We start from the raw sequence: 23,899 nt of genomic DNA on the forward strand, positions 1-23,899 counted from the left end.
TTAATACTTTTAAAATAATTAATTGATTGTTTTTATTATAGCTTCGCTTGTACAAGCGAAGATCCTATTGTTCTTGAATGAATAATGCCAATTATAAGAGAAGCAAGGGCTAACTCTGCGAAGCCGCTGCGCTTGCTTCTCCGGTTTCCCCTTGCTTTTCTTCCCTTCGGTTAGAAAAGAAAAACCTGGTCTTTCTCTTTCAATGTCTGCACATTTACTACAACAGATTAGACAATCGCAACTATTTATTTTATATGGAAAACTAGTGCTTAAATTGCAGCTCTCATTTTTATCAATCATTTTGCATAAGATAAATTTAAGTTTATATACCAAGGCATTCCGTTAGTTTTTACACGTAGGTAAACTAATAGTCAAAATCGAACTTTGAATTGTAGATTCTTTTAATTTAACTCTATCCATCCGGTTAGAGGTAAAGGGAGGTTCATTTCAAGATATCATTGAACACAGTTCCAGATTAATATTATCAAAGAATTGAAAAAGATAATTATTATTGCAATCCGTTAATGAGTCCACTTCAATTTTCCGTTCTTCTTACAGCGTTCTGAACAGTTAAACATATGATAGCTATTTAAAACCTTCGGTAATCTTATCCAATACGGACTTGTCTGGTTTGATAATTACCAGAATCACACTATGCTCTTCAGTCTAATTTGTCAGTGATAAGGAGATCCGACCTATCGAACTTGCGTCATTTCCTAAATTTAGTGATTATAAATGTGGTTATCTATGGTCTTGTTGTGAAGATGTAGGCTGGAATTATCATGACGAACTGCAGCCTACATAAGCCGACAGTACGGCTTTGATCGAATCATTAACTCTTTTATCATCTCAGGAACTGTGCAGACATTCCAGTTCAATTTTATAACGTTCAGTAAAAATTTAAAAAGGTGACAGCCCATGCTCTCAATTGCAGACAATCAACCGTCTTTGATGATCATGGGTATATAAGTTTAACAAGATGTCTTCATCTCATGTGATTAAAATATATAACAACACTAATTTAAAAATCGATTCTTAACTCTTCCAAAATATCACCCTTTATATTTCATTAAATTAATATCATAACTACACATACTAATTAGATAGTGTGTTAATTAAATTCATCTAACTGACTCAATGATCTTTTGTTCTATAACTCGCCCACCTTGCTTTCCAGACAAAGGACCAATTAGTACTTTAAAGTCGGCATAGTCATCTGCCTCAGGCCTATGCTCTATAATAACAATTGCATTGAATAATTTAGATTTTTGATATATAAAATTCAGCACCTTCGAAGCCGTCTCAGAATCAAGTCCAGCGACAGGTTCATCAATAAACAATATTTTGTTTGTTTTTCTGGACTTAGATAGTATTTCACATAATTTTATTCTACGCATTTCACCACCTGACAGGGACTGCGTTTTTCTATTAAGTTTCAAATGTGATATTCCAAGATAATGGATAGTTTCAAGAATAGTATTAATCTTAGTGTTATTAAAAAAAGAGCTTAACTCTTTCAACTCAGTATCATATACATCTATTATATTCATACCATTAATCTGAGACTTTACTTCATCTATATTGTGGTCAAACAGTTTACCCTCACATTTATGACATGATATGTAGATATCCTTTTCAAAACCCCTTTCATATTTTATCACGCCCTTACCTTCACAAACTTTACATCCACCAAGTTTGTTTGGATGGAAATACTCTATATCTAATTTTGTTGTATCGGAGAAAAATTCTGCAATTAATTTATTCAAATCCGTGATAGTTGCGACAGTAGAACGTCCTGTATATGATGACAATTTTTGGCTTATATAAATCGAATCGGTAAGACTACAAATGGCTTTAGCTAAAGATGATTTCCCCGATCCGGAGATTCCAGAAAAAACAGTAACACACTCTTTAGGGATACGTATATTTTGATTAATGATGTTATTTTTATTAAGCCCTTCAAAATAATAGTAATCAGATATATTATTTTTGGGATTGAGGTTCCTTTGCGGCTGAATTTTTTCTTTTTCACAAATTTCCCCACCAGAAGAACCAGCGTATTTACCAACATGGATTTGCTGATCAGCAAGATCTATGAAATACTGCGAGTGCTCTACTAAAATAACTGTGTTTTTTTCTGATAATTTTTTTAGCTTTTGAAAGATAACTTCAAAATCGACAGGGTTAATTTGGGATGATATTTCATCGATAACAATCAGAATACCTGTTGTATTAGATGTTAAAAGCCTGCTGAAAATAAGTTTTTGTATTTCCCCCCCAGAAAGACTGGGAATTGAACGAGACAAATTTAAATATCCCAATCCCATATTATTTATTGAGGACAACACTCTAATTAATACTGAGTCACCTATAGTTTTTTTCAGGGTATTACATAATTCAGATATAGGAGATAGTAAAAATTCATCAAATGTAAATCCTAAAACATCAAGTTGGGCTGTTTCTTGGTTAATTCTGCTTCCATTACAAAATGAGCAATTTTCTTCCTTTTTATACTTTGAATTGTTTTGGCTCCGTCCTATATTCGAATTAGCAAAAGACATTACGCCTTTATAAAAAGCTCTTCTTTGCTTCGTTTTTCCTTTGTGTTTAAATCTAAAAGATAATTTCTCAGCGCTTTCTCCATATAGTATTAGGTTTTTCTTTTCAAGTGATAGTGAATCAAAAGTATCATCTACTTTTATATTATTTTTATCACAATAGACCATAAGTAATTGGTGATAATAATCAGATAACTCACCAGTCCGCCAACATAAAAATGGTTTTTGATCTAGTCTACATTTTTCATTAATTAATTCAGATTCATCCACACTAACTATCTCGCCGAGGCCTAAGCAGTGAGGACATTCATTTCTATAATTGTTTATTTTTAATTTATCATAATTAGGTACTGCTACGTTTCTTTTGATTTTTAAAGATGACAAAGCTTGAGCTATATTCAGATATGAATATATAGTTGAACGAGGGTTGTTATTTGTGTTTCTTTGTGGTATCGCAACAGCGGGAATTAACCCACTGAAATTTGCAACTTTATAATCACTTTCATTCAAATAACCGTTTTCTACAGCATCAAACTCATCTTTGCATAATTGATAAATTGATGAAAATGCTAAAGAACTTTTTCCTGCGCCCGAACGGCCATAAATAGCGGTTATTGTATTAAATGGTATAGTAACATCTAAATTTTTTAAATTATGGGTGGCTATTCCCTCAAAAATGATCTTATTCATACTTTCCTCTACACCAATCACATTCAGGATCACGTGGAACATCTTGGACGTTAAAAGATAAACTTCTAAGACTAAATTCGACTCTTTTATTTTCTTGTTGCAAGTGATCTACTTTCCCGGCAAGTAATTTTATAGCGTCCAAGCTTGCAAGGCTTGCAGCCAGACCTGATAGTGGTGAAAATGAACCTAATTTTCGTTTTACCCGGTGCAATTTCTTCACATTAACAAGGTCTTTGCTATTTATTTTTCCTAAAAATAGGTTAAAACAATTAAAGCATGCTGACTTAAATGGAATAATTGTCTGACCGATAAGGGTTTGATGAAGATTATATCCCCCGCCAACTATATGTGGGATATTATGAATCATACTAAAGAGGGCGATTATTTTACTGGTGTAATCCACATTAGGTTCATCAGCGCAGTTTATTATCAAATCTATATCAGAGGGTAGAATATTTCTTTTAAAAAAATCATCATCGATAATGTCATTGATAATGTCAATCTTAATATCTGGAGATATCTTTTTCAAAGAGTTGAGTAACGCTATATTTTTATCAGAGTTAATTTCATCCTCGAAATAAAACTGACGATGTAAATTACTTATATCTACATTATCGTGATCTACAAATATTATCGAACCAACATTGCAATGAGCAAGATACGTTGCCACATTACTACCGACTGCTCCAATACCTACAATCATTACTTTTGATTTTTTAAGATTAATTATACATTCTAAAACCTCACTGGTGGTATGACAGTAGTCTTCAAATGTATTGATCATTCTATATTGTTCAGTGACAAGCTCTGCAGGGTATTGGCAATCTTGATCGATAATTATATTGTTTTCATTCAAAAACAAAGCTAATTTTTCAAGTTGTTGAATATCGATTCCTGAATAATTTGCTACAATTTCTTGAAGAGAAGTTTGCCCATCAAACATCTTTAAGAGTTCAACTATATTTGGAAAGTTGATTTTTATTTTTATACTTTCTCTAATATTGGATTTAAAAAACTCTACAGTATCATCATTTACGACGATACCAATACTTTGTCGCAGTCTAAAATTATTCATTACAGATTTTGCATCCACTTTGTTTTACCAATTCAAAATTAGTCATTTTGCCTTCGTTTGGAAGGTATTCATACCGACTATTTACATATGAAAATGCTGAATCATCCAACAGGAAGTGAATTAATTTCATGCAACTTAGATTAGCTGAAAAACCATTCATCATTGCTAATCCACCAGGCCCTCCTGGAATATAATTATCATAGACAGATTTTGAAAGGTCCAGTTGAGGATTATTGACTATACTATATACAGGCTTCCATCCTTTTAATGCCTTTGAAAACGTATTTTGGGCACAATCTATACAGGGTGTATGTGGAGGGAATATTAATTCTCCTGAACTCATTAAGTGGGCGTCAAATCCACCTGATACATACAGCGGAATAGCTCTTGCTTGTGCATATCTACCAAGTTTTAAAGAAGTATGACCTATATAAGGCTCATCACAAGTATTAATAATCAGATCTGTATCATCAGAAATGATAGAGGATAGATTAGTAGTAGGTATAAGTTTTTCAAAATGTTTTGTTATTATTACTCGACTATCGATCCAACTCAAAAATTCTGACAGGACATCTACCTTTGGTTTTCCGATTTTCTTATAGTTATAATAACAATGCCTTGCTGCATTTGACTTTGAAAGGGACTTATAATCAACCAAAACTATATTTTTAACACCTGCGCGGACAAGTATTTCTATAATTTTGGCTCCTACAGCTCCACACCCAAATAAAACAACCTTTTTGCTCTCCAAGATATGTTGAGTTTCTACACCAGGTCGTTCAAGGACAAAATCGTCCCAAAATGTAATTTGTCGTGAAAAACGAGGTTCAATATCGCAAATGTTATTTACATCATAAATAAAATGTTGATTTAGTAAAAAAGCAATTAGTTTATCGACATCTTTTGAGCGTAGGGACCCCATCTCAGTAACTATATCATTTATAGTTTTTATACCATCAAGGCTGGCAATAAATCGAGCGACATTTTTATTAGTTTTTATTTCTAATCTATCACGCGTTGTCATCACATGAAATGTGAGTTTGACATTATCAGTATTATCTTCATTCGATATAAAAATATCCACAGTTTCTTTTATTTTATATTTTTTGGAGTCCATTGTATATTCCCAATAAAATCGCCCATCAAGGGCGATTTTGAATTTAGATTAATATTGGAGAACGCCGGCGTTAACCTCCAAGTATTTTTCCCAAGCATCTAAATTCGACGCTGAGTTTTGCTCGTCGTTACCAGCTCGCGTGCATACACGAGTACAACAGTCACTACGTTCTCCAGAGCAACCACCCGTATAGTTGGCGGTAGCATTGGTATTGCTGATGACTTCAAATGTTAAATCTAAACACTGCATATCAGGTCCTTTGCAAGTCAATTGATTAGCAAGCTAAGCATTCTCTTTGATATAGCTTAATTTTAAGAAAAAACTTACCCTTCATGATGATTAAATCACAAAACTTCTGTTCATGGGAATGGTAATTTTTTGTGCGGATTCAATGCCAAATCTCATCAACAGATCGTCCTAAATAGATGCTCGGAATAGTAAAACAGTTTGAGGGAACTCAGCACGCACTGAGCGAAGCAGATCGTAGCACTTCTTCTCCGTAGCGAACGATGCCCGATACATAAAACGCTTCATAAAACCCATGACAAGACCCACACCCGCAGATTGATCACCATGCTGATGTAGCATCGTGGTGACCGTGGCAGAGACACTGCCAAAACGCTCAGCTATGCCCGTTCATCCACTGAGCGTTGGATAAACTGGTTTACAGTTTCGAGGATTGAAGACCAGAAATCGTTGCCTACCGGACACTCTCGTCGCTAGTCGTTAGAGCAAATTCATTCAACAATATAGGCTTACATAAATGCGAACTCGCGTAGTCATACCATGAAGTTTAATGGCTATCTTGCAGATGCTAAATAACCAAGGTGGGGTTCCACTGAGAGTATGTACCTAGCTGAGTATTTTGTGGGATGATAGGCACATGAAAACGGGAGACTTTGAGTGAATATTATACCGATTCGGGGCGATGCCGAATGGACCGCTTTGGAATTCTTTGCTGGTATCGGCCTGGCGAGAGCTGGGATGGAGCAGGCGGGAATCAAGACTGTTTGGTCTAATGACTATGACCTGAACAAAAAATCGATGTATGAAGGCCATTGGAAAACTCACAAGCTTTTTCTGGCAGACATTCATACCCTGAATAGCGAAGACCTGCCAACTGCAGATGTTGCTTGGGCCTCTTCTCCCTGCACTGATCTTAGTCTGGCGGGTAAGCGTGTCGGCCTGCGGGGAGGCAGGGAATCGTCCGCCTTCTTCGGATTTACTGATTTGCTTGCAGGGATGAATGAACGCAAGCCTGAAGTGATCGTCCTCGAAAATGTCACAGGCCTTGCCTCCTCCCATAACAGAGAAGATTTGAGAGCTGCGGTTAAAGAATTTAATGAGTTAGGTTATGCAGTCGACGCAATCACTCTGGACGCCCGACGTTTTGTGCCACAGTCCCGACCAAGGTTATTCCTGATAGGAGCAAAAAATCCTATTGATGGAGGCGAACAGGATTCGTGCCTGAGACCAGACTGGCTTTCCTGGCTGCATAAAGATGCTGAAGTACGCACCTTCATGATGCCTTTACCTAAAGCACCTGAGCTACTAAGCCAAGGGTTCACTCTTGAGATTGAGGCTATCCCAGACAGCGACCCTCGGTGGTGGAATGCTGATAAAGTTTCTCTTTTTAAAGAGTCCATGGCATCGGTACAGCGTGAAAGGTTAGAACATTTTGTCAATCTAGACTGTACAACTGCCCGCACAGCCTATCGTAGAACTCGTAATGGCATTCCCGTATGGGAAATGAGAGCAGAAGACATTTCAGGATGTTTACGCACAGCACGTGGCGGTTCCTCCAAACAGGCGGTGGTGATCATGGGTAGGGGCGCACTCAAAATCAGGTGGATGACCGGACTTGAGTATGCACGTCTGATGGGGGCTGGCTGGTACACGCTGGAAAATTTGCGCGACTCACAAATTCAATATGGTTTTGGGGATGCCGTCGCTGTTCCTGTTGTTGGCTGGGTCGCCCGGCACATGATCCTCCCTCACCTTGAGGCCGCAAAAAAAGCGCAAGGAATAAAAGTGAATGAATAAGTTGAATTACTCCGAAGCGTATCTTGCAGCGGCGAAAGCCTGGTACGAAGGTGAACGAGCCAAGAGTGGCGCGATAAATACCAATGTAATGAATGCAGGACTGATCGTCTCACGTATGATGGCTGATGGTATGCCTATTACTGACGAACGTCTGTACAGCGAAGGAAAAAGCCAAGTACGAGGGCTCAGTGGTGCCACCATATCAAAGATTCTTGAACAACATGGCGAAACCCGCGTTTTTACCCGTGAAGGTGGGCGTACGTCCAGAGGGACTATTTTCCTTGCTGCTGCATTTCGGGATGTACTTAACAATACTCAAGTAAATGGAAATGAGCCTGTCGACACAAAACTGGTTTCCAACCAGCTCGAAGCTTTCTTCACTCAATGCGTGCGTCTGGACTATTTTGACAAACAGAGAATAACAGTCGACCTAGATTACAACAAGCCAGTTGCATCTGTGGTAAGCGATATTCTTAAAGCGTCGGCGGAACGTTCAGACAAACCCACTGGAGCTGTGCTACAGCATCTTATTGGAGCCAAACTCCAATTGCGCTTTCCCAATGTTAAAATCGGCAGTGACAGAGCCAATGCAGCTGACTTACACACTGACCGTGAGGGTGATTTTCAGGTGGGTACTACTGCATTCCACGTGACCACCGCACCTATGGAGAAATTGATTTCGCGCTGTGTCGAAAACAAACGTGCAGGCTACAGGCCGGTCATCCTAACTCTTGAAAGCAAAGTCATTGCAGCACGCCAGATGGCTGATAACGTTGGTATGTCTGAACAGATAGCCGTCCAGGCAGCCGAAACTTTCATCGGTAACAATATTGAAGAGATTGCTATCTATGACGGCGATAAAATCCGTGAGGGTCTCGCAAGACTGATACGTACGTACAACGTCCGTATCAATACTATCGAGATAGATAAATCCCTTATGATTGATGAGCCTCGTTGGATCGTTAACTTACTGACCGACTCCTGAAATACATAGAGATCAGCAAGCTTAACGAGTCGCTTTTTTCCACCATACCTAATCCCCAGAACTAAAGCACTACGGCTTGGTTGGGCTGGCGTAAGTCTGCACACTGGGCCTTTTGCATTATGATTTACTCAGAATATATAACCAATATGTCGGAAAAGGTTTAAAGTGAATGATTCGTTTTGACGGGATACTTACGATTATCATAGCACCATCACATATTGTGTCTCAGACACAAAGTTGAAAATTAAACCTGGAGTAAAAGATATAACATTCCCCCGCTACAATAAGATTCGCCTCAAACATAAAATCTTTAATGAAACACATTTCCTCCTAAGCATTGGGAAACAAAAACCCACCAATCAACCGCGAAATAAAAAAGCACTTTTTGCTAAATATAAATTTATTTATATAAAACATCGCATTAAATTAATCATATAAAAAGAAAACGTTTACTTATTTTTAATTATTAAAAATAAATTTGATTTTTAATTATTTAATAATATATATTCATTCCATCAAAAAAAATAATAAAGGAGAATAAAAATGAAAAAACAAAACCACTCAACCCTGACAAGTTACCTCTCTAAAACAAAAAAGAATACAGACCTCTACCGCCTGTATAACCCGCACTTCTCAGTATTCTGTAAAAATAGCACTGAAGATCATGATTTTTATCTTAATTATTTTTCCAGACATATGGTGACGGAAAGAAACATTCTGACCATATTTGCTATCCATACCTTTTTCTCTTATGGCATGGACAAAAAAGAGACCATAAAAGCCTTTACTCGTTTCCTTAAAGAGGAGAATAACGACGCTTTTTATCAGTCATTTTCTTTTCGTGGCTGCAATATCATTTACACAAACAAAAAAAGAGAAGTGAAAGAGATCTCATGGTTTTCCTTCTCACGGATCTATGACGAGATCGTTAAGATAAAAGAATATGAATACAACAATAATACCTGGCACAAAATGGCCGCTTAAAAAAGGAGCCCCCCCATGAGTAACTATACAGAAGATAATTTATTTGACAGCATATCTAAAAAAGACGTCCAGAATTGCATTGCTGCAGGCATTGACATTAACACACTAAATGAACACGGTGAAAACGCCCTTTTCGGTTGCGACAGTATCGGGGCTTTAAAAGCCATGATTGAAGCAGGCATAGCGCTGAACCATACAGATTGTTATGGTAATAATGCCCTGTTTAGCAGAAAAAGCCCACGAGCACTGGGGCTATTGATAAAATCAGGTATTAACGTTCATCACAAAAATAATAAAGGCCAGTCCTGTCTTCACTGGCAGCACTACGACATAGATTGTGCGGAACTCCTCATTAACGCGGGCGTTGATATCCACAGCACAGATAATGAAGGTCAAACGCTTCTTTACAACCTCCACGATCATGACGTCTTTGATTACTGGGTAAATAAAGGGTGTGACATAAACCACAGAGATTATAATGGCAAAGCGGTGCTGGACCTTCCGACTGACGACGAGTGGTGGATATATGATTTCAGTATTAATGCCCTCAAACGCCATGTTGACAGAATAGACAGCACACCAGTTTTATTTAAACATATTTCAACTGAGGCGTTGCCTCTGATTGCTTTGCTTCATGAAAAAGGGCGTAATATCCTTATCGCTGAACACTGTACCTTCGCATTATATGTCAAAAACATGAAGTCCTTCTTTACCTCACTGAAAAAATATACCGATATCAGTCATGTTCAGTTTTATAATTGTTATCATGACAGACATATTGGTGTCTATACTGGTATTGAGACAGTAAAATGGTTTATTCGAAATGGTATCAGAGTGGACGACGATATACTGAGACAGCGTGCTGACTCTGATAAAATTTTTGACTATATAAGCGGAAGAGAGAAAAAAGATTTTCTCAAAATCATGAAACCAGAAATCACCCATGCGCCGAAGAGAAAAAGAATGTGATAATTTAGCCCTTTATTCAGCCTGAGCAGGTTTCATTTCATGATAACTGACCTGATAAATCCTGATAAGTAAGCCATTCAGCCAATGGCTTACTTATTTTATTTTCTCTGATTATATGCATTATATTTCACATGACGTATTGACTTATTTACATCATCCGTTATCTGTAGTAATAAACAAACAATACAAGGATAACTATGAATAATGACATAACAAGACTATCAAGGCGTGGAAAATTCCATACTGACAAACTTCCGCCTGATGAAAGACGAAGCCACTGCGTCAGTGTCAGATTAAATGAAGAAGAATTAACTATTCTCGACAGTAAAAGAGGCCAGTATAAAAAAGGGGAATGGTTGAGAATGGCCTCCCTGAACAAACTCCCACCGGTTCTGCCCGAAATAAATCGCGAAGCATGGATTAAACTCGGCAGCCTTTCCCAGGATTTAAATTACCTACTGAATCATCTTGACAAGAAAAGTACTGACAGCGAACTAACCCGTACAGAACTCTTTGCCCTGCGCAGACAAATCAAAACGCTTCGGGATCACCTTATTCCCTCAACATTTCTGGAGCAAGACCGATGAAAGGCATGCAGAAAATAAAAAGGGGTAAACAGTTTGCAGGAGTGGTGCTTTACAGCCTCAAATCCGGTCCACACCACAACGTTATGCCTTATGTCATCGGTGGTAATATGATCGGAAGTTCGGTGGCTGAGCTTATCAGTGAGTTTGAAATTTCTAAACAATTGCGTCCCGATGTCGCCAAACCCGTCTGGCATAATTCACTTCGCCTGCCAAAGGGAGAAACACTGTCAGCCAGACAGTGGGCGGCATTCGCCGACGATTATATGACCCGGATGGGGTTCACTGAAACGCACCTTCGCTGTTATATCCTTCACGATGATACCGACGGGCAGCATATCCATATCATTGCAAGTCGCATTAACATGGCCGGTGGAAAGCTGTACCTGGGGAAAAATGAAAATCTCATCAGCACCCGCATTATCAGCGAACTGGAGCGAATACACGGACTCACTGAAACAACACCTGCAACCAGCAGTCGCCCTCAGGCTAAAAGAAAACCCTCACGCAATGAGCTGATGATGGCAGAACGAACAGCAGTTCCCTGCCCTAAGTCTCAGTTGCAGACCCTGATTGATAATGTCTTAACGCATCGTCCCGATTTACTGACTTTTATCGACATGCTGGAACAGAAAGGTGTGACCTGTAAACCCAATATCGCGTCGACCGGAAAAATGAATGGATTTTCATTTCAGTACCAGGGTATTGCCTTTAAAGCGTCTCAGCTTGGAAAAAAGTATGGCTGGTCTTCTCTGCAAACGCAGATTGATTTTACACCAGAGCACCTGGCCTTACTGAAAAAAGAGCAACAACAGACTGTACCAGTGCCAGTGCCAGTGCCAGTGCCAGTGCCAGTGCCAGTGCCAGTGCCATCATGCGAGCCTGAAGAACAGGTTGCAAACCGGGAAACGATTCTGGAGAAAATCCTTCAGCTTGAAGAAAAAATTCGTCTGGAAAGACAACAGGAAACAGTGGGTGTCATTCAACTCAGGAGCAAACTGCACAATACAGCTCGTCAGATACCCCGCCAGCGTCGTCTGCATTCGTGGCTTGTATTGCTCGGCCATATTGTGGCACTTCTCAGGCGCAGGGGCATGTCTCTGTTACATGCCACTGCACATCCTTTCCACCAAATCCTGCACCTGCATCTTCTGACACCCTGTCATTCCATGACAACAAATCCCATTAAAGAACAATTAGTTAAAAATAACCCCCATCCTGCACCATAAGTTAACTAATCCATATTTTAGTGATAGTCAATAAAATATTGATCGTTTATATAGATCGATAATCTTGTTATGATAGTTATAACCTATTAACATAGATCCATCGATCGGTACAAGCAATTTTACTAAAGCGGATCATTCATCGAAAATGTTCAAAAATACATCACCTTAAATCAGGCCACGGAGTCATGATGGATAATAAAACGATTAGCTGCCCCTTCTGCTTTACACAAAGCCCGCACGGCGTGCGGATTTGCAAAGGCTGCCATGCAAAAGTCGCCTACGGTGAGAGTCCGCTCAGTGTGGCATTCCTGTTTCAATTCGTGGCATTAGCTCTCGCCTGGTTAGTATTTTCATTGACCGGCAGCACTCCTGTCTCAGTCATTACGTTTTTTGCCAGCGTCATTATTCTTATCTGCATTATTAAAAAGAAATATGCAGACAGAGTTGTTTTTATACGGTGATATTAATTTCATACCACCGCAAACATAAAAAATTAATATGAGAGAACTTATGAACAGATTCATGATTTCTGTGTTTTTTATTTCTGCTTTCCTTATTTCTGGTTGTTCAACATCAGGCAACCAGCATCTAAAAAAAGAAACAGCACAAAGTCTGCAGTCGAAAATTATAAAAAATAAAACAACGAAATCAGAAATCATTACCGCATTAGGTGAGCCCGAAACCAAAACTACACTTGATAGTGGCAATGAAGAATGGACTTATTCGATGGATAACAATCAGTTTGATGCCACCACATTCATTCCAGTGGTCGGGTTGCTGACAGGCGGTTCACAGACGCAGGCCAAAACGCTGGAAATCGAATTTAAAGGCGAAACGGTCAGTAAGTGGACGTTCTCTGAAAACAACAGCAAGATGAAAACCGGCCTTATTCAATAACGTACTCTACAGTCTGGGATTATTTTATGAAAACATATGCATTTACCACACTCATTGCGTCCATTTTTTTGCTGAGTGGCTGTACCGGTGAACCGTCTGAGCAGGATATTTACACTGCGATGAATAAGGTCATGGAGCAGACGAATGCCATCGTTAAATCCATAGCAGGTAAAGATGTCCCGAAAGACGCACTGCGGGAATTAAAATCTGTCAAAAAGCATGACTGCGAAAAACTATCGGATAAAAGCTATAAATGCAATGTAACAGCTGTTGTCGATAACGAAAAACGCACAGCGGCTGTCACGCTGATCAAAACGGATGATGGCTGGCAGGTCATTGATAAGTAAGACCACAGTAAAACAATCCCGCCAGGCAGGACACCAGACCGGTGGCTCCTGCCTTTTTAATGCCCGGTAATGTCTTGCGGGAAACGACTGCTTTTATGTCACTCTGCCATCCCCTGTCCAGTACGTATCCGCTGCCTCACAGCCTTTTCCTGACCACGGATCCTGGTGGTGTATAAGCCAGAGAACGTGCAATGCGTTTCTTTTCATACTGTGCCAGTAAATCAGCATAAATGTGCTCTGCTTCATCCAGATTGCCTGAAATATAATTCACGAGCGAATTCAGGCAATGCAGTAATGTGTCACTGTTTGCGAGTTGCCTGAGCAGAGGGGCCTTCAGGGTAGAAACGACACCCATAAACATCTGCATGATATTATCAACGTGATAACACGAATTGCGATATTGCGCCCGTGAATAAAAATACTTCAGATGGTATCCAGCGAAAAGCACATAAAGTTTTCTGTAAAAAATATTGTTATTAACACTGTCGCGATGGTGTGTTATATATTTATCAACAACAAATATAAACTTTTCTTCCTGAGAAGAAACACAAATATTACTCATAACCCTCTCCTTTTTTGTTTTTATAATTAAGTACTATCAGCTTTAAAATTTAAATCAATACAAAATTGAAAATATTTTATTTTAAAATGACAACTATTTATTCTTTTAATACTGGAAACAGCTTACGCTGTTGCAATGTTGAGTCCGATCGATTGCATTACCACTTCCTTTTTTCAAAAGCCAGGTAGTTTCCAGATTTCAGATAAAACCCCTTCAGGAATTTTTTTGAGAGAGTGCTACGCACCGGCTCACGCCCCCGACGACAGATATATGTAGATTATTTTTACCCGTCAGATGAAAACCCAACGTTTAATCCCTCTTGCAGCGCCGCTGAGTGCCCACAGCACTCACTCGCTGAAGCAGAAAGGATTTTTCCGAAGGGGTTCCGGCGTGAGCCGTATTAAGTTAACGGGTAAATCATGTAGTCGGGTCCACTCTTTCGCTAAACTCAGCAGTCTGAATCTCTGCGCGAAGCGTATTTGTGCTGAGAGCTAAACCCAACTGTCTGAACTCCTGCGCGAAGCGTATTTCTACTGACAGTTAAACACTATAGCAATGTTCTGAAGCCCAGTGGCGCAACATACAGGTGCGCAGGCTTCACTTAAGGAATAATATTACGAAGGAAAATCAGCAATAGCAGTGTTTATCAAACTGTGTACAATGGAATTTTGTGTCAGTCTAAAGCTAAATTTCGGTTTCTTGTTTCTTTATCACTCTTTTATCTTGCAAATACAAAAAGAAAATTAATCAATTACATCAACAAGTTAAGATAGAATATTGGTTGTATCTTTCAGAACCAAAAATTATTAATGACATAACGGGTGATGGTGAAATTTAGCACCCTTCGTAATAACTCTGACAACCCTTAATATTTCACTAAAAAAATAATCACAGAGCAATAAATATAATATTTTAAAATTTTTATTACTAATAATATTGACAAACAAATTTAATATGCCATATCTGTTATCACAATAATAAAAAAGGAGCCATTATGTCAAACACAAGTGTTATGTTAACTAAAGAACAAAAAGCAATCATTGCAGAAGCATTAGATGTTATGCCCGAAGATCTGGAAGAAATAAAAGTTAAAGCAAGTGCCTGTAAAAAGACATCCTTTCGTGACGATTTTTCGATGGTCTTTAAAGATAATACGGCCACACTCGCCCGAATGGATCTGACACCAACGGCATTCAGAATTGTTCTTTATCTTTTCTCAGTCATTGATTATGGAAATATTATCCCTGACTTTTCACAGTCACGTACTGCCAGAGAGTTAGGACTGAATAAATCGAATGTTTCACGTGCATTCAGAGAATTATTTGAGAGGAAAATACTGATCCGTAACGCTGAAGACGGTCAGGTTTACCTGAATTCTAATTTATGCGTAAAAGGTATTCCTCATCGTTTCAATGAAGATCTGATGGATAAATTCAGTAAATCCAGACTTGAGACTGAAGATTTTGCCACTTCATTCAACTTTTATCGCGCAGGGCGCAAAACAAAGCCTGTAAAAAAATCCAGAAACAGATATCCAACTGACGGCATTCCCTTTTAAAAGACATAACAGCGCGGTGATTTTACGCCCCACACCAGCGAAAAACTTAATAAAACAAAGGATATCTTTATGAAGCAAAGACTCCCTGCTTACCTTTACCAGAATAAATTATCAGATGAACAACGCAATCTGAACAATACTGCTCACTATGTGTTTTGGCTTCTCACATTAATCGCTTCATACACACCAGATAAAAACACTGTTTACCTGAACTTTCACCGTGCAACATCCATCGCACAGCAGGAAGATATACATATTACGCCAGCCCGATTTTATCGGGCCATCGATGAACTGATTGATACGAATGTTATTATACCTACTGAGTTCAAATACCAGTATCGTTTAAACCCTGTATTTTTCAGTTATCTTAAATAAAACAAAGGGCAGAGAATGAAAGTTTAGGATATTCCTATCCTGCAATGCTTACTATAGCAAAACCACATGACCGCTATCAAAAGCACATAATTTTATATATCATTACCAGTAGGATTAAAATAAGAAGGTACAGACTTGTGCTGTCTGTACCCATGATAATTTATTACAGACTTTACACCTTTTTACCTGCGTTATTCTTTCTGATAATATTTTTTTCATTGACAAGGTGCTCAATACACATTCGTACTTCATCATTAATGGTAACATCTGTAGCACCTTCGACCAGTATAGAACACAACAAATAAAGAAGGACGTGCTCAAACTCTATCTCTTCGACTGGATCTACATAATTACGATAGGTTTCAATAGCCTCATACAAGCTATCCGGTGAAGTCACAAATGCACATACAAAATCTTTATCTTCCGGTACTCTGATTGAATTATTCATTTTAAATCTCCTGTACTTATTAATTTATAATGTCACAGTAAAAATGCCATCATAATTTCCACCAATGACTATTGTTATTACTTCTTAATACCAAAGCCTAACCTAATACTACTTATAAAATATCAGGCGGCCCTCGGCTCATTGTTGAATAGCACCATTTATTTTTACACACCAAATTTAATACACTCATCATTAGCCCCGTAATCAGGCTGCATTTTTACGTGAACGTTCAATTGCAGATGCGATCCATTCATCTACTTCGCTTTCGACAAATGCAATTGCACGCGAACCAATTTTTATTGGTTGTGGAAATAAACCTTCGTTGATTAGACGATAAATCCAGGCCTTGCCATAGCCGGTTCTGTTCATAACTTCTGGCAAGCGAATTAGGCGGGTATTTTGATTGTTCATTTTGTTTTCCCTTTGTCGTTGTGATGGGATCACTATACGAACAGTTGGGAAAAGAAAGGAGCGAGCTTCCTAACTGCAGGGTTACGGTCTGCCCTGCAGTAGTAGACTTCGGGAATTCGAGATCAGTTAGAATCAGAGAGTTTCATCACATCTGAAACTCTCATGTTTTTCAGGTGGGGATTTCGGTTCATGAAAAAATTGAACTGCCTAATGAAGTCTATCGTTGCAGCTTTCATCGCAAGCGGACGATCTGAGTCTTTAATGTGATACCCTAAACGGGTAGTTGTTTCTTCATCTTCATCAGTATAAAGAAGCCGGGAGAGGCGATCATCTGAGATTCTTAGTTCTTTCCTTTTTGCCCAAAGTAAGATGTCCAGCATCGCAACCAACCTGTAATTTATGATTTTTTTAATGGTTCCATAGCCGAAACGAACGATACCGGTTTCATTAACTTCCACTCCTTTTACCGATCTCCATTGTGGCAGGGCCGCTTTTATCGATTCGGCTATTTCATCGTCAGTACCACTACCAAGATCGATTTCAAGCAACACCGTTTTCTCACATAAGGGGGACAAGAGTTGTGACACATAAGCTTCGTGATGAGGCGCATTAACACAATATTCATCGTTTCCTTCCTCCCAGGTGAAAAGATTCACACTAAGAGCCATCACACTAAGTTCAGCAAGCCTGGTGATATCCGTGATAAAAATGTGTGGAGGACTGTAGAGAGTATCGTTAACTGTTGGATAATCGAGATGCTTCCCTTTGAAAAGATGGGGGTTCCCACTGAAAATTTCAGTCATGTACACCCATAGCCCTTTCTTTTCTTCGTCAGTAGGCCCAGGCTTGTACAGAAGTGCTCTTGCCCAAAGTTCGTGATACAAGGCATTTAAACTGATGTCTTCGAGCTTGCGATAGTTATCTATGTCAAGCCAAGCTTTGATTTCTTTAGTATGCTCTGGTGACCAGTTTTTCAAAATTCAAATCTCCTGCCTTCTTAAAGATTTAAGTCATACGAATAGAGTTCAGTTAGTTTGAAAAAACTACCGTATTCACTAATCGATGAAAAGCACTTCCTGCTTGCAAGTTAACCTAGCCAGAAGGAAGTTGAACTGAGAAATTTGTTATCTTTTGATGCAACTTGCCAGGGTCTACGTCCTGTCAGGAAAGGAGAGGCAGGGACATGGACCGACTACGCCCTGCCTCTTACTTTACTCTGGGCGTATCTTGTCGTTGTTCTCGACCTGTTCGCCAGAAAAACCGGAGGGGTGGGCAATGAAATTCAATTCTCACCTGACAACAAACTTACCATCAGAGCACTGGAAATGGTTTGGGAGCGCCAGGGGTCAACAACGGGTAAAAAGTGATCCGCATACCGCCACCACCGACGGTCTAATGTTGATCCACCTTGTTTACTCAGGATTAGCTTCAGCGATAACCCCGGCTTTCCGTTTTTGCTTCAGTCGATAGCCTTCTCCTTTTATTTGTACGACGTGTGTGATGTAAAATCCGGTTCAACATTGCCGATGTAATGGTAGCATCTCCCGCGAAGGTTTGGTCCTATAGTCCGGACGGCAGGTTACAGGCGTAAATTTACTGCAGGTGTTTCTGATGTATCCACGGGTGGTTTGTGGAAATTTTTATTCCGCACATCATGAACACCTTTCCCCAGCTGTTGCATTTCACAGAATTTCTGATATCTAATGACTTAAACATTTTTTCATGGGGGTGTTTATGGAATTAGTCATATCCTTATTACAAAAGGGATTATTAGAAAAGGCATTAGACCTTGCCATTTCTGAATCATTCTTCAATGCAAGATCACCTGATGATATAAAGAAAGCTTTAAAAATAGGCTATGACATTAATGCTGTTAACAGTAACGGCAACAATGCCATTTTTGCCTGCAGAACCCTGGAAGCCATGGATTGCCTGCTCAGTTATGGAATTAATATACACCATATCAACGGACATGGGCAAAATGCGCTCTTTCATCAAAAAAATCCAGAAATACTGAAGAAACTGATTGAACTGGGTTTAGACACCTCGCATACGGATACTAATGGCTACACATGCATTTTTGAACATTACAGGAATGCTGAAGGATTGACAGAATTAATTAATGCTGGTTGTGATATAAATCACATCGATAAAAAAGGAATGAATATTCTCTTCATGCCCCTTTCCCCGGAAGTTTTATCCGTAGCAATAGATGCTGGATGCAATGTCAATCAAATTGATCATTCAGGGAAAGGATTTATTGAAAATGTATATGATTATGAATTACATGATATCATTCTCTCGCATATTGATAAATTTGACAGAAGAACGCTGCATGTAGATTTTTGTGATCTCGACTCAGCCTTTTTCTTGTATTACCTTTCTGAACATGGATTCAAAATAGAACTTAATAAAGACCATTTCACCATTAACAGTTACATTGGTGATTATAAAGAAATCTTATCCATACTTGATTTCATCAGTGAAATTCATGATATTCACTTCTATAAATATAAAGGCGGCCCTCTCTATAAAGATATCAACAAGCGAATTGTAAAGTGGATGATAAGAAATAATCTCTTGGTTGATTTATCAAAAATAGATAAACACAAGGATTATGAAGAAATTAATTCATACAAAATCCGTCGAGAACAGAAAGAAATCTCCAGGCATTTAAAACCTGCTAAAAGTATATCTGCAACAGTCAAAAACGGCGGAAGATTGTGAGAGCTTATATGTGTGATTCATTCTCATTGTTTCAATATACTGCCTCAACATGAACAAAGAAATTCAGCATCAACTATATTGGGAATTACTCTATGAATCGTATGGTGCTAAGGGTCTGACGCCTCTGCCTGGTGATGTGGAAGCTGCAGGCAATTTTAAAATATCTGCTCGTTGTTTAGTGAACTTGTCAATCATTACCCAAGTGATATTGATTATCAGCACTCGTGCTGGATCACGGCACTTCTGGAAATAAAACTTAATGAGGTAAATGATTGTCAGATGTATTCGAGAACTGCCCATCGCTGATAGCCAGTATCAATGTCAAATCAGGTTCTGATCTCCTAATCGTGCTCTCGCGATCAGTTTTCATAGAAACAGTATCCTTTATGCTCGGAAAGGCATATACCCCTAAAGCAGCTCAGGTTTATCTGGCTGAGGCTATGACGCGAAACCATTAGGGAATCTAAAAAAAGTAAAGACTGTGTGATTTGTGAGCTTGATTGAATGCACTGAGAGCTCACGCCGCTGGCGATATTGCTTAAACACAACCGGCAAATAGATCGATAGTCCCCACGGAGGAACGAGGGCATATGCCAGCTTACGTTGTTCGGGAACTTCTGCTTAGTGCCAGGAGCGGACATTTTGTCTCTCGATTCAGGCGGCCAAATTCAGTAAACCACTTCATACTCACTGATCAGCCGCGATGTGTGCGCTGTGTTGCCGTTATTGCAATCACATCCTAAGAAGATTTCTGAGAAACGCAATTAACTTCAATGATATTATATACAAAGGAAACGCTGGGAAACCGGGGTAAAGTTTGGGTGTCACAAAGCCCCGAACCGTTTCGCGGTGCATCACATAGCAATCACCTATCCCTGAGGTAACTATATGGACTTTACGGAATATCAAGAAGAAATAATCGAAGATGTTAAATCTTGCCTTGAAAACTTACAAGTCCAACCCATTTTATTCATGGGTGCAGGTATTTCACAACGATATATAAAAGCGCCTGACTGGGAAGGTCTATTAAAGCAACTAGCGGAAATATGCCCCTTGATCAAACGCCCTTATGGTTACTACAGCCAAACAAAGGGTGATAACAAACCTTTGATTGCTAGCGATTTTTGTGACTTCTATGCTGAATGGGCTTGGGATGATGGCAAGGTTCGCTATCCAGAGACATACTTTGAAGGAACGACTCCAAAAGATATTTATATTAAGCATGAAATTGCATCCATTCTGAATGAATTATCAAACTCCGTTGATTTCTCGAACATGGAATATACAGAGGAAGTTCAGAAATTAAGGAAAGTAAAACCTCATGCAATAATCACAACAAATTATGACGACACATTAGAAAAAATATTTGACAATTATCAGGCAATAGTTGGTCATAACGTTGTTAAAGTGAATTATTCATCTTATGGCGAAATCATGAAAATTCATGGTAGCAGTCATGAAGTTGAAAGTATTGTTATTACAAATGAAGATTATGTTGATTTCTATAAACGTAAGAAATATATCAGTGCTAAGTTGCTAACATATTTTGCTGAACACCCCTTGTTTTTCTTTGGGTACAGTATCAATGATGAAAACATAAAGGCAATTCTCTCTGATATAGATGAAATCATCGCTCCCAATAATGCATTGATTCCAAATATTTATCTTGTCTCCTTCAGTAAGGACTGCGAGGCCACTGGTTCTCATCAAAAGGAATTGCTAATCGGTGTTGGTGAGAATAAAAGCGTTCGAATCAAGGTGATATACGCAAATAATTTTGGTTGGATTTTTGATGCGTTATCATCTAATACACCGGAAATTAGCGTTAATCCAAAACTTGTGCGTGCATTTCTAGCCAGAACGTACACATTCGCATCAGAATCCCTTGTTAAACAAGAACTTCCATACGATTTTGAGATGTTCCGCAATATTGCAGAGCATGATGATGCATTAGCAAAAATGTATGGTATCGCTGAACTCAATAATGGGCAGGCACTAAATGCTAGTTTCCCATATACAATGTCTGATCTGGCAAGGATTCTCGACATGGGATCGTGGCACTATGTTAATCAAGAATTCGAAAAATTAAGAAAACTAACCGACTTCAACATTAAAGCATCAGACAACAATTATCATGTTTTCATTAAATCTGGGAAAAGTGGTGTCGGAAAATACTCATCTGAGGCACTTGACTTATTGCGAAAATTAATAAACGGGGAACAGTTTGAGTTAAACCCATAATTAAAGATGATGCACACAATGACGTTATATTAAAGAGGCCGCTGCGAGAGACTTTTTTGCAGCAGCCTTTTCAACATATGGGCATTTCTAACGAACCAGTGATTAGACATTTTCACTGAATCTTGACATTTCTGCCTGAGTTAAATAGTTTTTTACAGTTGTTTTACGTCCGATCCTCGCTCATAGCAGACATGAATACTCTGCTAATTAGCCACTCCGGGCCTGAACGGACGAGGTACACCATCGACTCAAGCGGACAAGTTTATGGGCCACTACAGTATTTGAGATAGAGCAGTTTTTATTGACCCTCTCAGTAATCAGACGCTAAATATCCAGCCACACTTACATTTAGTTTGCCATAGAGCGTGTTATTTTGAAGTCGCTAGGCATGTTGGAACCATGCGAGGTTCTGTGGTTCTACTTTATGGTTCCTTTTTGGAACCCATAACGAAATTAATTTAAACAAAAATATTAAATATCAATACACTATAATTAAAAGCACAGGGACGCCAGCCCACCAAAAATTCTTGGTTGAAGGTCACCAGAGCCTGATACGAAGTCCTGAAAGCCCGCATGTGGACTGACCCCATAAAGTTGGACAGTTCATGTTAAGCGGCTATCGGGGTCTGGGTTCGGTATTCTACCGGACTCAGGCCTTTTAATTTCAGACTGATCCGCTCGTTGTTATAGTAATGGATATAGTCCTCTATCGCCTTCCTCAGTTCATTCAGATTGCTGAACCTGTTCAGGTAAAAACACTCCGATTTCAGTGTGCCGAAGAAGTTCTCCATTACCGCGTTATCCAGGCAGTTTCCCTTGCGTGACATGCTTTGTGTCATACCCTTCGCCTTTAACTTTGCCTGATAACCTGCCATTCGATATTGCCAGCCCTGATCCGTGTGCAGCAACGGTGCATCCTCCGGTTCGAGCACTGAGAATGCATCATGCAGCATCGTATTAACCATCTCCATCACCGGCCTTTCCGACAGGCTGTATGAGATGATTTCCCGGTTAAAAAGGTCCAGCACCGGCGACAGGTACAGCTTTTTACCCTGCACCGAGAACTCGGTGACATCCGTGACCCATTTTTCATTGGCTTTCGATGCACCGAAGTTCCGGCCCAGGATATTGGGTGCAGCCTTGCCCACCTCACCTTTCCAGGCACGATATTTCTTCACCCTTATCAGAGAGCGGAGCGACAGCTCTGCCATCAGCCGCTGCACTGTTTTATGGTTTACCAACAACCCTAGTTTTCTCAATGAGAGCGTGATCCTGCGGTAGCCATAACGCCCTTTGTGATAGTGGTAAATCTCTCTGATTTTGTCTTTCAGCCCGGCATGCCTGTCCACTCGCTTCAGCGCATTTATATTGTGATACCACGTACTGCGGGACATGCCCGCTGCACGCAGAAGATCACTGAGCGCATACTTCAGCCTTAGCTCACTGATTATTGCGGCTTTCTGCCGTTTTTCTCGCTTTGAACTAAGGCCTTCAGCTTTTTTAGGTAGGCATTCTCTGCGCGCAGGTAACGAAGTTCAGCCCGCAACTCTTCGGGAGATAACTTTTCCAGCGCCGCATCGGTAAGTGGAGGTGTTTTTTTGGGTTTTGTCATGTCCTTGCTCCGGCCAGGTTTTATGCTCAGAAGTCCTTTTTCACCTGCGTCTTTGTAGACATTCACCCAGTGCCGGACAACGGTTTCAGTGGAGATATTAAACCGTGCGGCAGCTTCGCGCATCGAAAGTTCTTCAGCGAGAACAGTGCGTACGACAGCAATCCGGAACGCCGGAGAATGGCGGTCATTTTTCCAGGTAATGCCATCAATACCGTGGAGTTGCCAGGCTCTTACCCAGCGTCGCACTGATGTTCTTTCAACACCAAAACGTTCAGCGGTACGATGTGTTCCATCTTTTCCGGCAAGGTAGTGATTGACGACAGCTAATCTGGTTTCGAGGGAATATTTTGGCTTTGCCATAAAAAACTGCACCTTACTCAGTTGGGTGTCCAACTTTTAGGGTGCAGTCCAACGGTGCAAGCCTGGCCTGCGGGCTTTTTTGTGGCTAAAATCTGTCACGAGAGTTTTAAACCGAACCTCATCGCAA

Annotated in this window: 21 protein-coding genes and 3 pseudogenes; 15 read left to right on the top strand and 9 right to left on the bottom strand. The window is 39.5% G+C overall.

Features of this window, described 5'->3' with window-relative positions:
- Positions 1-1,121 precede the first annotated feature (1,121 nt).
- Genes U9O48_RS16820 through U9O48_RS16830 form a run of 3 tightly spaced genes read right to left on the bottom strand, consistent with a single transcriptional unit; the run spans position 1,122 to position 5,440 of the window.
- Complete coding sequence (locus U9O48_RS16820) at positions 1,122-3,248, bottom strand: ATP-binding cassette domain-containing protein (protein ID WP_324722823.1); 2,127 nt, start codon at positions 3,246-3,248, stop codon at positions 1,122-1,124.
- Positions 3,241-4,323 (bottom strand): HesA/MoeB/ThiF family protein, encoded by a 1,083-nt coding sequence (locus U9O48_RS16825; RefSeq protein ID WP_007777514.1) that lies wholly within the window; start codon positions 4,321-4,323, stop codon positions 3,241-3,243. Before U9O48_RS16825 ends, U9O48_RS16820 begins: the two co-directional genes overlap by 8 nt.
- Positions 4,316-5,440 carry a ThiF family adenylyltransferase gene (locus U9O48_RS16830; protein WP_007777516.1) on the bottom strand — a complete coding sequence of 375 codons (1,125 nt, stop codon included), beginning with the start codon at positions 5,438-5,440 and terminating at the stop codon, positions 4,316-4,318. The genes U9O48_RS16825 and U9O48_RS16830 overlap by 8 nt, the downstream gene beginning before the upstream one ends.
- Before the next feature lie 480 nt (positions 5,441-5,920).
- Between U9O48_RS16830 and U9O48_RS23390 the strand changes: the two are divergent.
- The 10 genes and pseudogenes from U9O48_RS23390 to U9O48_RS16875 form a co-directional block, all read left to right on the top strand.
- Positions 5,921-6,160: pseudogene (locus U9O48_RS23390) on the top strand (IS630 family transposase); the annotation flags it as partial.
- A gap of 183 nt (positions 6,161-6,343) precedes the next feature.
- Complete coding sequence (locus tag U9O48_RS16835) at positions 6,344-7,483, top strand: DNA cytosine methyltransferase (protein WP_007777519.1); 1,140 nt, start codon at positions 6,344-6,346, stop codon at positions 7,481-7,483.
- Positions 7,476-8,468, top strand: coding sequence for a DUF4928 family protein (locus tag U9O48_RS16840; protein ID WP_007777521.1), 993 nt, complete (start codon positions 7,476-7,478; stop codon positions 8,466-8,468). Before U9O48_RS16835 ends, U9O48_RS16840 begins: the two co-directional genes overlap by 8 nt.
- 543 nt (positions 8,469-9,011) lie before the next feature.
- Positions 9,012-9,452 (top strand): hypothetical protein, encoded by a 441-nt coding sequence (locus U9O48_RS16845; protein ID WP_007777535.1) that lies wholly within the window; start codon positions 9,012-9,014, stop codon positions 9,450-9,452.
- A 15-nt stretch (positions 9,453-9,467) separates the two neighbouring features.
- Positions 9,468-10,421 (top strand): ankyrin repeat domain-containing protein, encoded by a 954-nt coding sequence (locus tag U9O48_RS16850; RefSeq protein WP_094338249.1) that lies wholly within the window; start codon positions 9,468-9,470, stop codon positions 10,419-10,421.
- Between the two features lie 197 nt (positions 10,422-10,618).
- Entirely contained in the window at positions 10,619-11,008 is a 390-nt protein-coding gene (locus tag U9O48_RS16855; protein WP_121571966.1) for an ATP-binding protein, read from the top strand.
- A complete protein-coding gene (locus U9O48_RS16860; protein ID WP_049077605.1) occupies positions 11,005-12,234 on the top strand; it encodes a relaxase/mobilization nuclease domain-containing protein in 1,230 nt (409 codons plus the stop codon). The genes U9O48_RS16855 and U9O48_RS16860 overlap by 4 nt, the downstream gene beginning before the upstream one ends.
- A 188-nt stretch (positions 12,235-12,422) precedes the next feature.
- Complete coding sequence (locus U9O48_RS16865; RefSeq protein ID WP_001594380.1) at positions 12,423-12,695, top strand: hypothetical protein; 273 nt, start codon at positions 12,423-12,425, stop codon at positions 12,693-12,695.
- Between the two features lie 49 nt (positions 12,696-12,744).
- The gene (locus tag U9O48_RS16870; RefSeq protein ID WP_031376616.1) at positions 12,745-13,131 is read left to right on the top strand and encodes a hypothetical protein; all 387 of its coding nucleotides are present in this window, start codon (positions 12,745-12,747) and stop codon (positions 13,129-13,131) included.
- Positions 13,132-13,157: 26 nt separating this feature from the next.
- The gene (locus tag U9O48_RS16875) at positions 13,158-13,478 is read left to right on the top strand and encodes a hypothetical protein (RefSeq protein ID WP_001594383.1); all 321 of its coding nucleotides are present in this window, start codon (positions 13,158-13,160) and stop codon (positions 13,476-13,478) included.
- A 136-nt stretch (positions 13,479-13,614) separates the two neighbouring features.
- On the opposite strand, the gene U9O48_RS16880 is transcribed toward U9O48_RS16875, so the two are convergent.
- Positions 13,615-14,040: a hypothetical protein gene (locus tag U9O48_RS16880; protein WP_023317202.1), complete on the bottom strand. Its 426-nt coding sequence runs from the start codon at positions 14,038-14,040 to the stop codon at positions 13,615-13,617.
- Between the two features lie 994 nt (positions 14,041-15,034).
- Between U9O48_RS16880 and U9O48_RS16885 the strand changes: the two genes are divergently transcribed.
- Entirely contained in the window at positions 15,035-15,598 is a 564-nt protein-coding gene (locus U9O48_RS16885; protein WP_000072654.1) for a helix-turn-helix domain-containing protein, read from the top strand.
- Between the two features lie 69 nt (positions 15,599-15,667).
- Positions 15,668-15,973: a hypothetical protein gene (locus tag U9O48_RS16890; protein WP_000813690.1), complete on the top strand. Its 306-nt coding sequence runs from the start codon at positions 15,668-15,670 to the stop codon at positions 15,971-15,973.
- Between the two features lie 172 nt (positions 15,974-16,145).
- On the opposite strand, the gene U9O48_RS16895 is transcribed toward U9O48_RS16890, so the two are convergent.
- The 3 genes from U9O48_RS16895 to U9O48_RS16905 form a co-directional block, all read right to left on the bottom strand.
- Positions 16,146-16,421, bottom strand: coding sequence for a hypothetical protein (locus U9O48_RS16895; protein WP_001065761.1), 276 nt, complete (start codon positions 16,419-16,421; stop codon positions 16,146-16,148).
- A 204-nt stretch (positions 16,422-16,625) separates the two neighbouring features.
- Positions 16,626-16,832, bottom strand: coding sequence for a helix-turn-helix transcriptional regulator (locus U9O48_RS16900; protein ID WP_001064738.1), 207 nt, complete (start codon positions 16,830-16,832; stop codon positions 16,626-16,628).
- A gap of 122 nt (positions 16,833-16,954) precedes the next feature.
- Entirely contained in the window at positions 16,955-17,809 is an 855-nt protein-coding gene (locus U9O48_RS16905) for a DUF6387 family protein (protein WP_000800614.1), read from the bottom strand.
- Positions 17,810-18,049: 240 nt separating this feature from the next.
- On the opposite strand from U9O48_RS16905, the pseudogene U9O48_RS16910 reads away from it, so the two are divergent.
- Positions 18,050-18,178, top strand: a pseudogene (locus U9O48_RS16910) (IS3 family transposase); the annotation flags it as partial.
- A 66-nt stretch (positions 18,179-18,244) separates the two neighbouring features.
- Here U9O48_RS16910 and U9O48_RS16915 read toward each other — a convergent pair.
- A pseudogene (locus tag U9O48_RS16915) lies at positions 18,245-18,392 on the bottom strand (ATP-binding protein); the annotation flags it as partial.
- Between the two features lie 174 nt (positions 18,393-18,566).
- Here U9O48_RS16915 and U9O48_RS16920 point away from each other — a divergent pair.
- On the top strand, positions 18,567-19,559 hold the full coding sequence (locus U9O48_RS16920) for an ankyrin repeat domain-containing protein (protein WP_100124857.1): 993 nt from the start codon (positions 18,567-18,569) through the stop codon (positions 19,557-19,559).
- Positions 19,560-20,447: 888 nt separating this feature from the next.
- Entirely contained in the window at positions 20,448-21,800 is a 1,353-nt protein-coding gene (locus U9O48_RS16925) for an SIR2 family NAD-dependent protein deacylase (RefSeq protein ID WP_121571970.1), read from the top strand.
- A 608-nt stretch (positions 21,801-22,408) separates the two neighbouring features.
- Here U9O48_RS16925 and U9O48_RS16930 read toward each other — a convergent pair.
- A protein-coding gene (locus U9O48_RS16930; protein ID WP_285143722.1) for an IS3 family transposase occupies positions 22,409-23,772 on the bottom strand; the annotation gives its coding sequence in 2 pieces (ribosomal slippage) (positions 22,409-23,295 and positions 23,295-23,772; 1,365 coding nt in all).
- Positions 23,773-23,899 lie beyond the last annotated feature (127 nt).

It is taken from the genome of Lelliottia sp. JS-SCA-14, assembly GCF_035593345.1.
GTDB lineage: Bacteria > Pseudomonadota > Gammaproteobacteria > Enterobacterales > Enterobacteriaceae > Enterobacter > Enterobacter wanjuensis.

What these genes read in the sequence shown, in the direction of transcription:
- U9O48_RS16885 (WP_000072654.1), top strand. Translation starts at nt 15,035, where the DNA reads ATGTCAAACACAAGTGTTATGTTAACTAAAGAACAAAAAGCAATCATT.
- U9O48_RS16855 (WP_121571966.1), top strand. Translation starts at nt 10,619, where the DNA reads ATGAATAATGACATAACAAGACTATCAAGGCGTGGAAAATTCCATACT.
- U9O48_RS16860 (WP_049077605.1), top strand. Translation starts at nt 11,005, where the DNA reads ATGAAAGGCATGCAGAAAATAAAAAGGGGTAAACAGTTTGCAGGAGTG.
- U9O48_RS16850 (WP_094338249.1), top strand. Translation starts at nt 9,468, where the DNA reads ATGAGTAACTATACAGAAGATAATTTATTTGACAGCATATCTAAAAAA.
- U9O48_RS16840 (WP_007777521.1), top strand. Translation starts at nt 7,476, where the DNA reads ATGAATAAGTTGAATTACTCCGAAGCGTATCTTGCAGCGGCGAAAGCC.
- U9O48_RS16895 (WP_001065761.1), bottom strand. Translation starts at nt 16,421, where the DNA reads ATGAATAATTCAATCAGAGTACCGGAAGATAAAGATTTTGTATGTGCA.
- U9O48_RS16880 (WP_023317202.1), bottom strand. Translation starts at nt 14,040, where the DNA reads ATGAGTAATATTTGTGTTTCTTCTCAGGAAGAAAAGTTTATATTTGTT.
- U9O48_RS16845 (WP_007777535.1), top strand. Translation starts at nt 9,012, where the DNA reads ATGAAAAAACAAAACCACTCAACCCTGACAAGTTACCTCTCTAAAACA.
- U9O48_RS16865 (WP_001594380.1), top strand. Translation starts at nt 12,423, where the DNA reads ATGGATAATAAAACGATTAGCTGCCCCTTCTGCTTTACACAAAGCCCG.
- U9O48_RS16830 (WP_007777516.1), bottom strand. Translation starts at nt 5,440, where the DNA reads ATGGACTCCAAAAAATATAAAATAAAAGAAACTGTGGATATTTTTATA.
- U9O48_RS16870 (WP_031376616.1), top strand. Translation starts at nt 12,745, where the DNA reads ATGAACAGATTCATGATTTCTGTGTTTTTTATTTCTGCTTTCCTTATT.
- U9O48_RS16875 (WP_001594383.1), top strand. Translation starts at nt 13,158, where the DNA reads ATGAAAACATATGCATTTACCACACTCATTGCGTCCATTTTTTTGCTG.
- U9O48_RS16925 (WP_121571970.1), top strand. Translation starts at nt 20,448, where the DNA reads ATGGACTTTACGGAATATCAAGAAGAAATAATCGAAGATGTTAAATCT.
- U9O48_RS16900 (WP_001064738.1), bottom strand. Translation starts at nt 16,832, where the DNA reads ATGAACAATCAAAATACCCGCCTAATTCGCTTGCCAGAAGTTATGAAC.
- U9O48_RS16825 (WP_007777514.1), bottom strand. Translation starts at nt 4,323, where the DNA reads ATGAATAATTTTAGACTGCGACAAAGTATTGGTATCGTCGTAAATGAT.
- U9O48_RS16890 (WP_000813690.1), top strand. Translation starts at nt 15,668, where the DNA reads ATGAAGCAAAGACTCCCTGCTTACCTTTACCAGAATAAATTATCAGAT.
- U9O48_RS16920 (WP_100124857.1), top strand. Translation starts at nt 18,567, where the DNA reads ATGGAATTAGTCATATCCTTATTACAAAAGGGATTATTAGAAAAGGCA.
- U9O48_RS16820 (WP_324722823.1), bottom strand. Translation starts at nt 3,248, where the DNA reads ATGAATAAGATCATTTTTGAGGGAATAGCCACCCATAATTTAAAAAAT.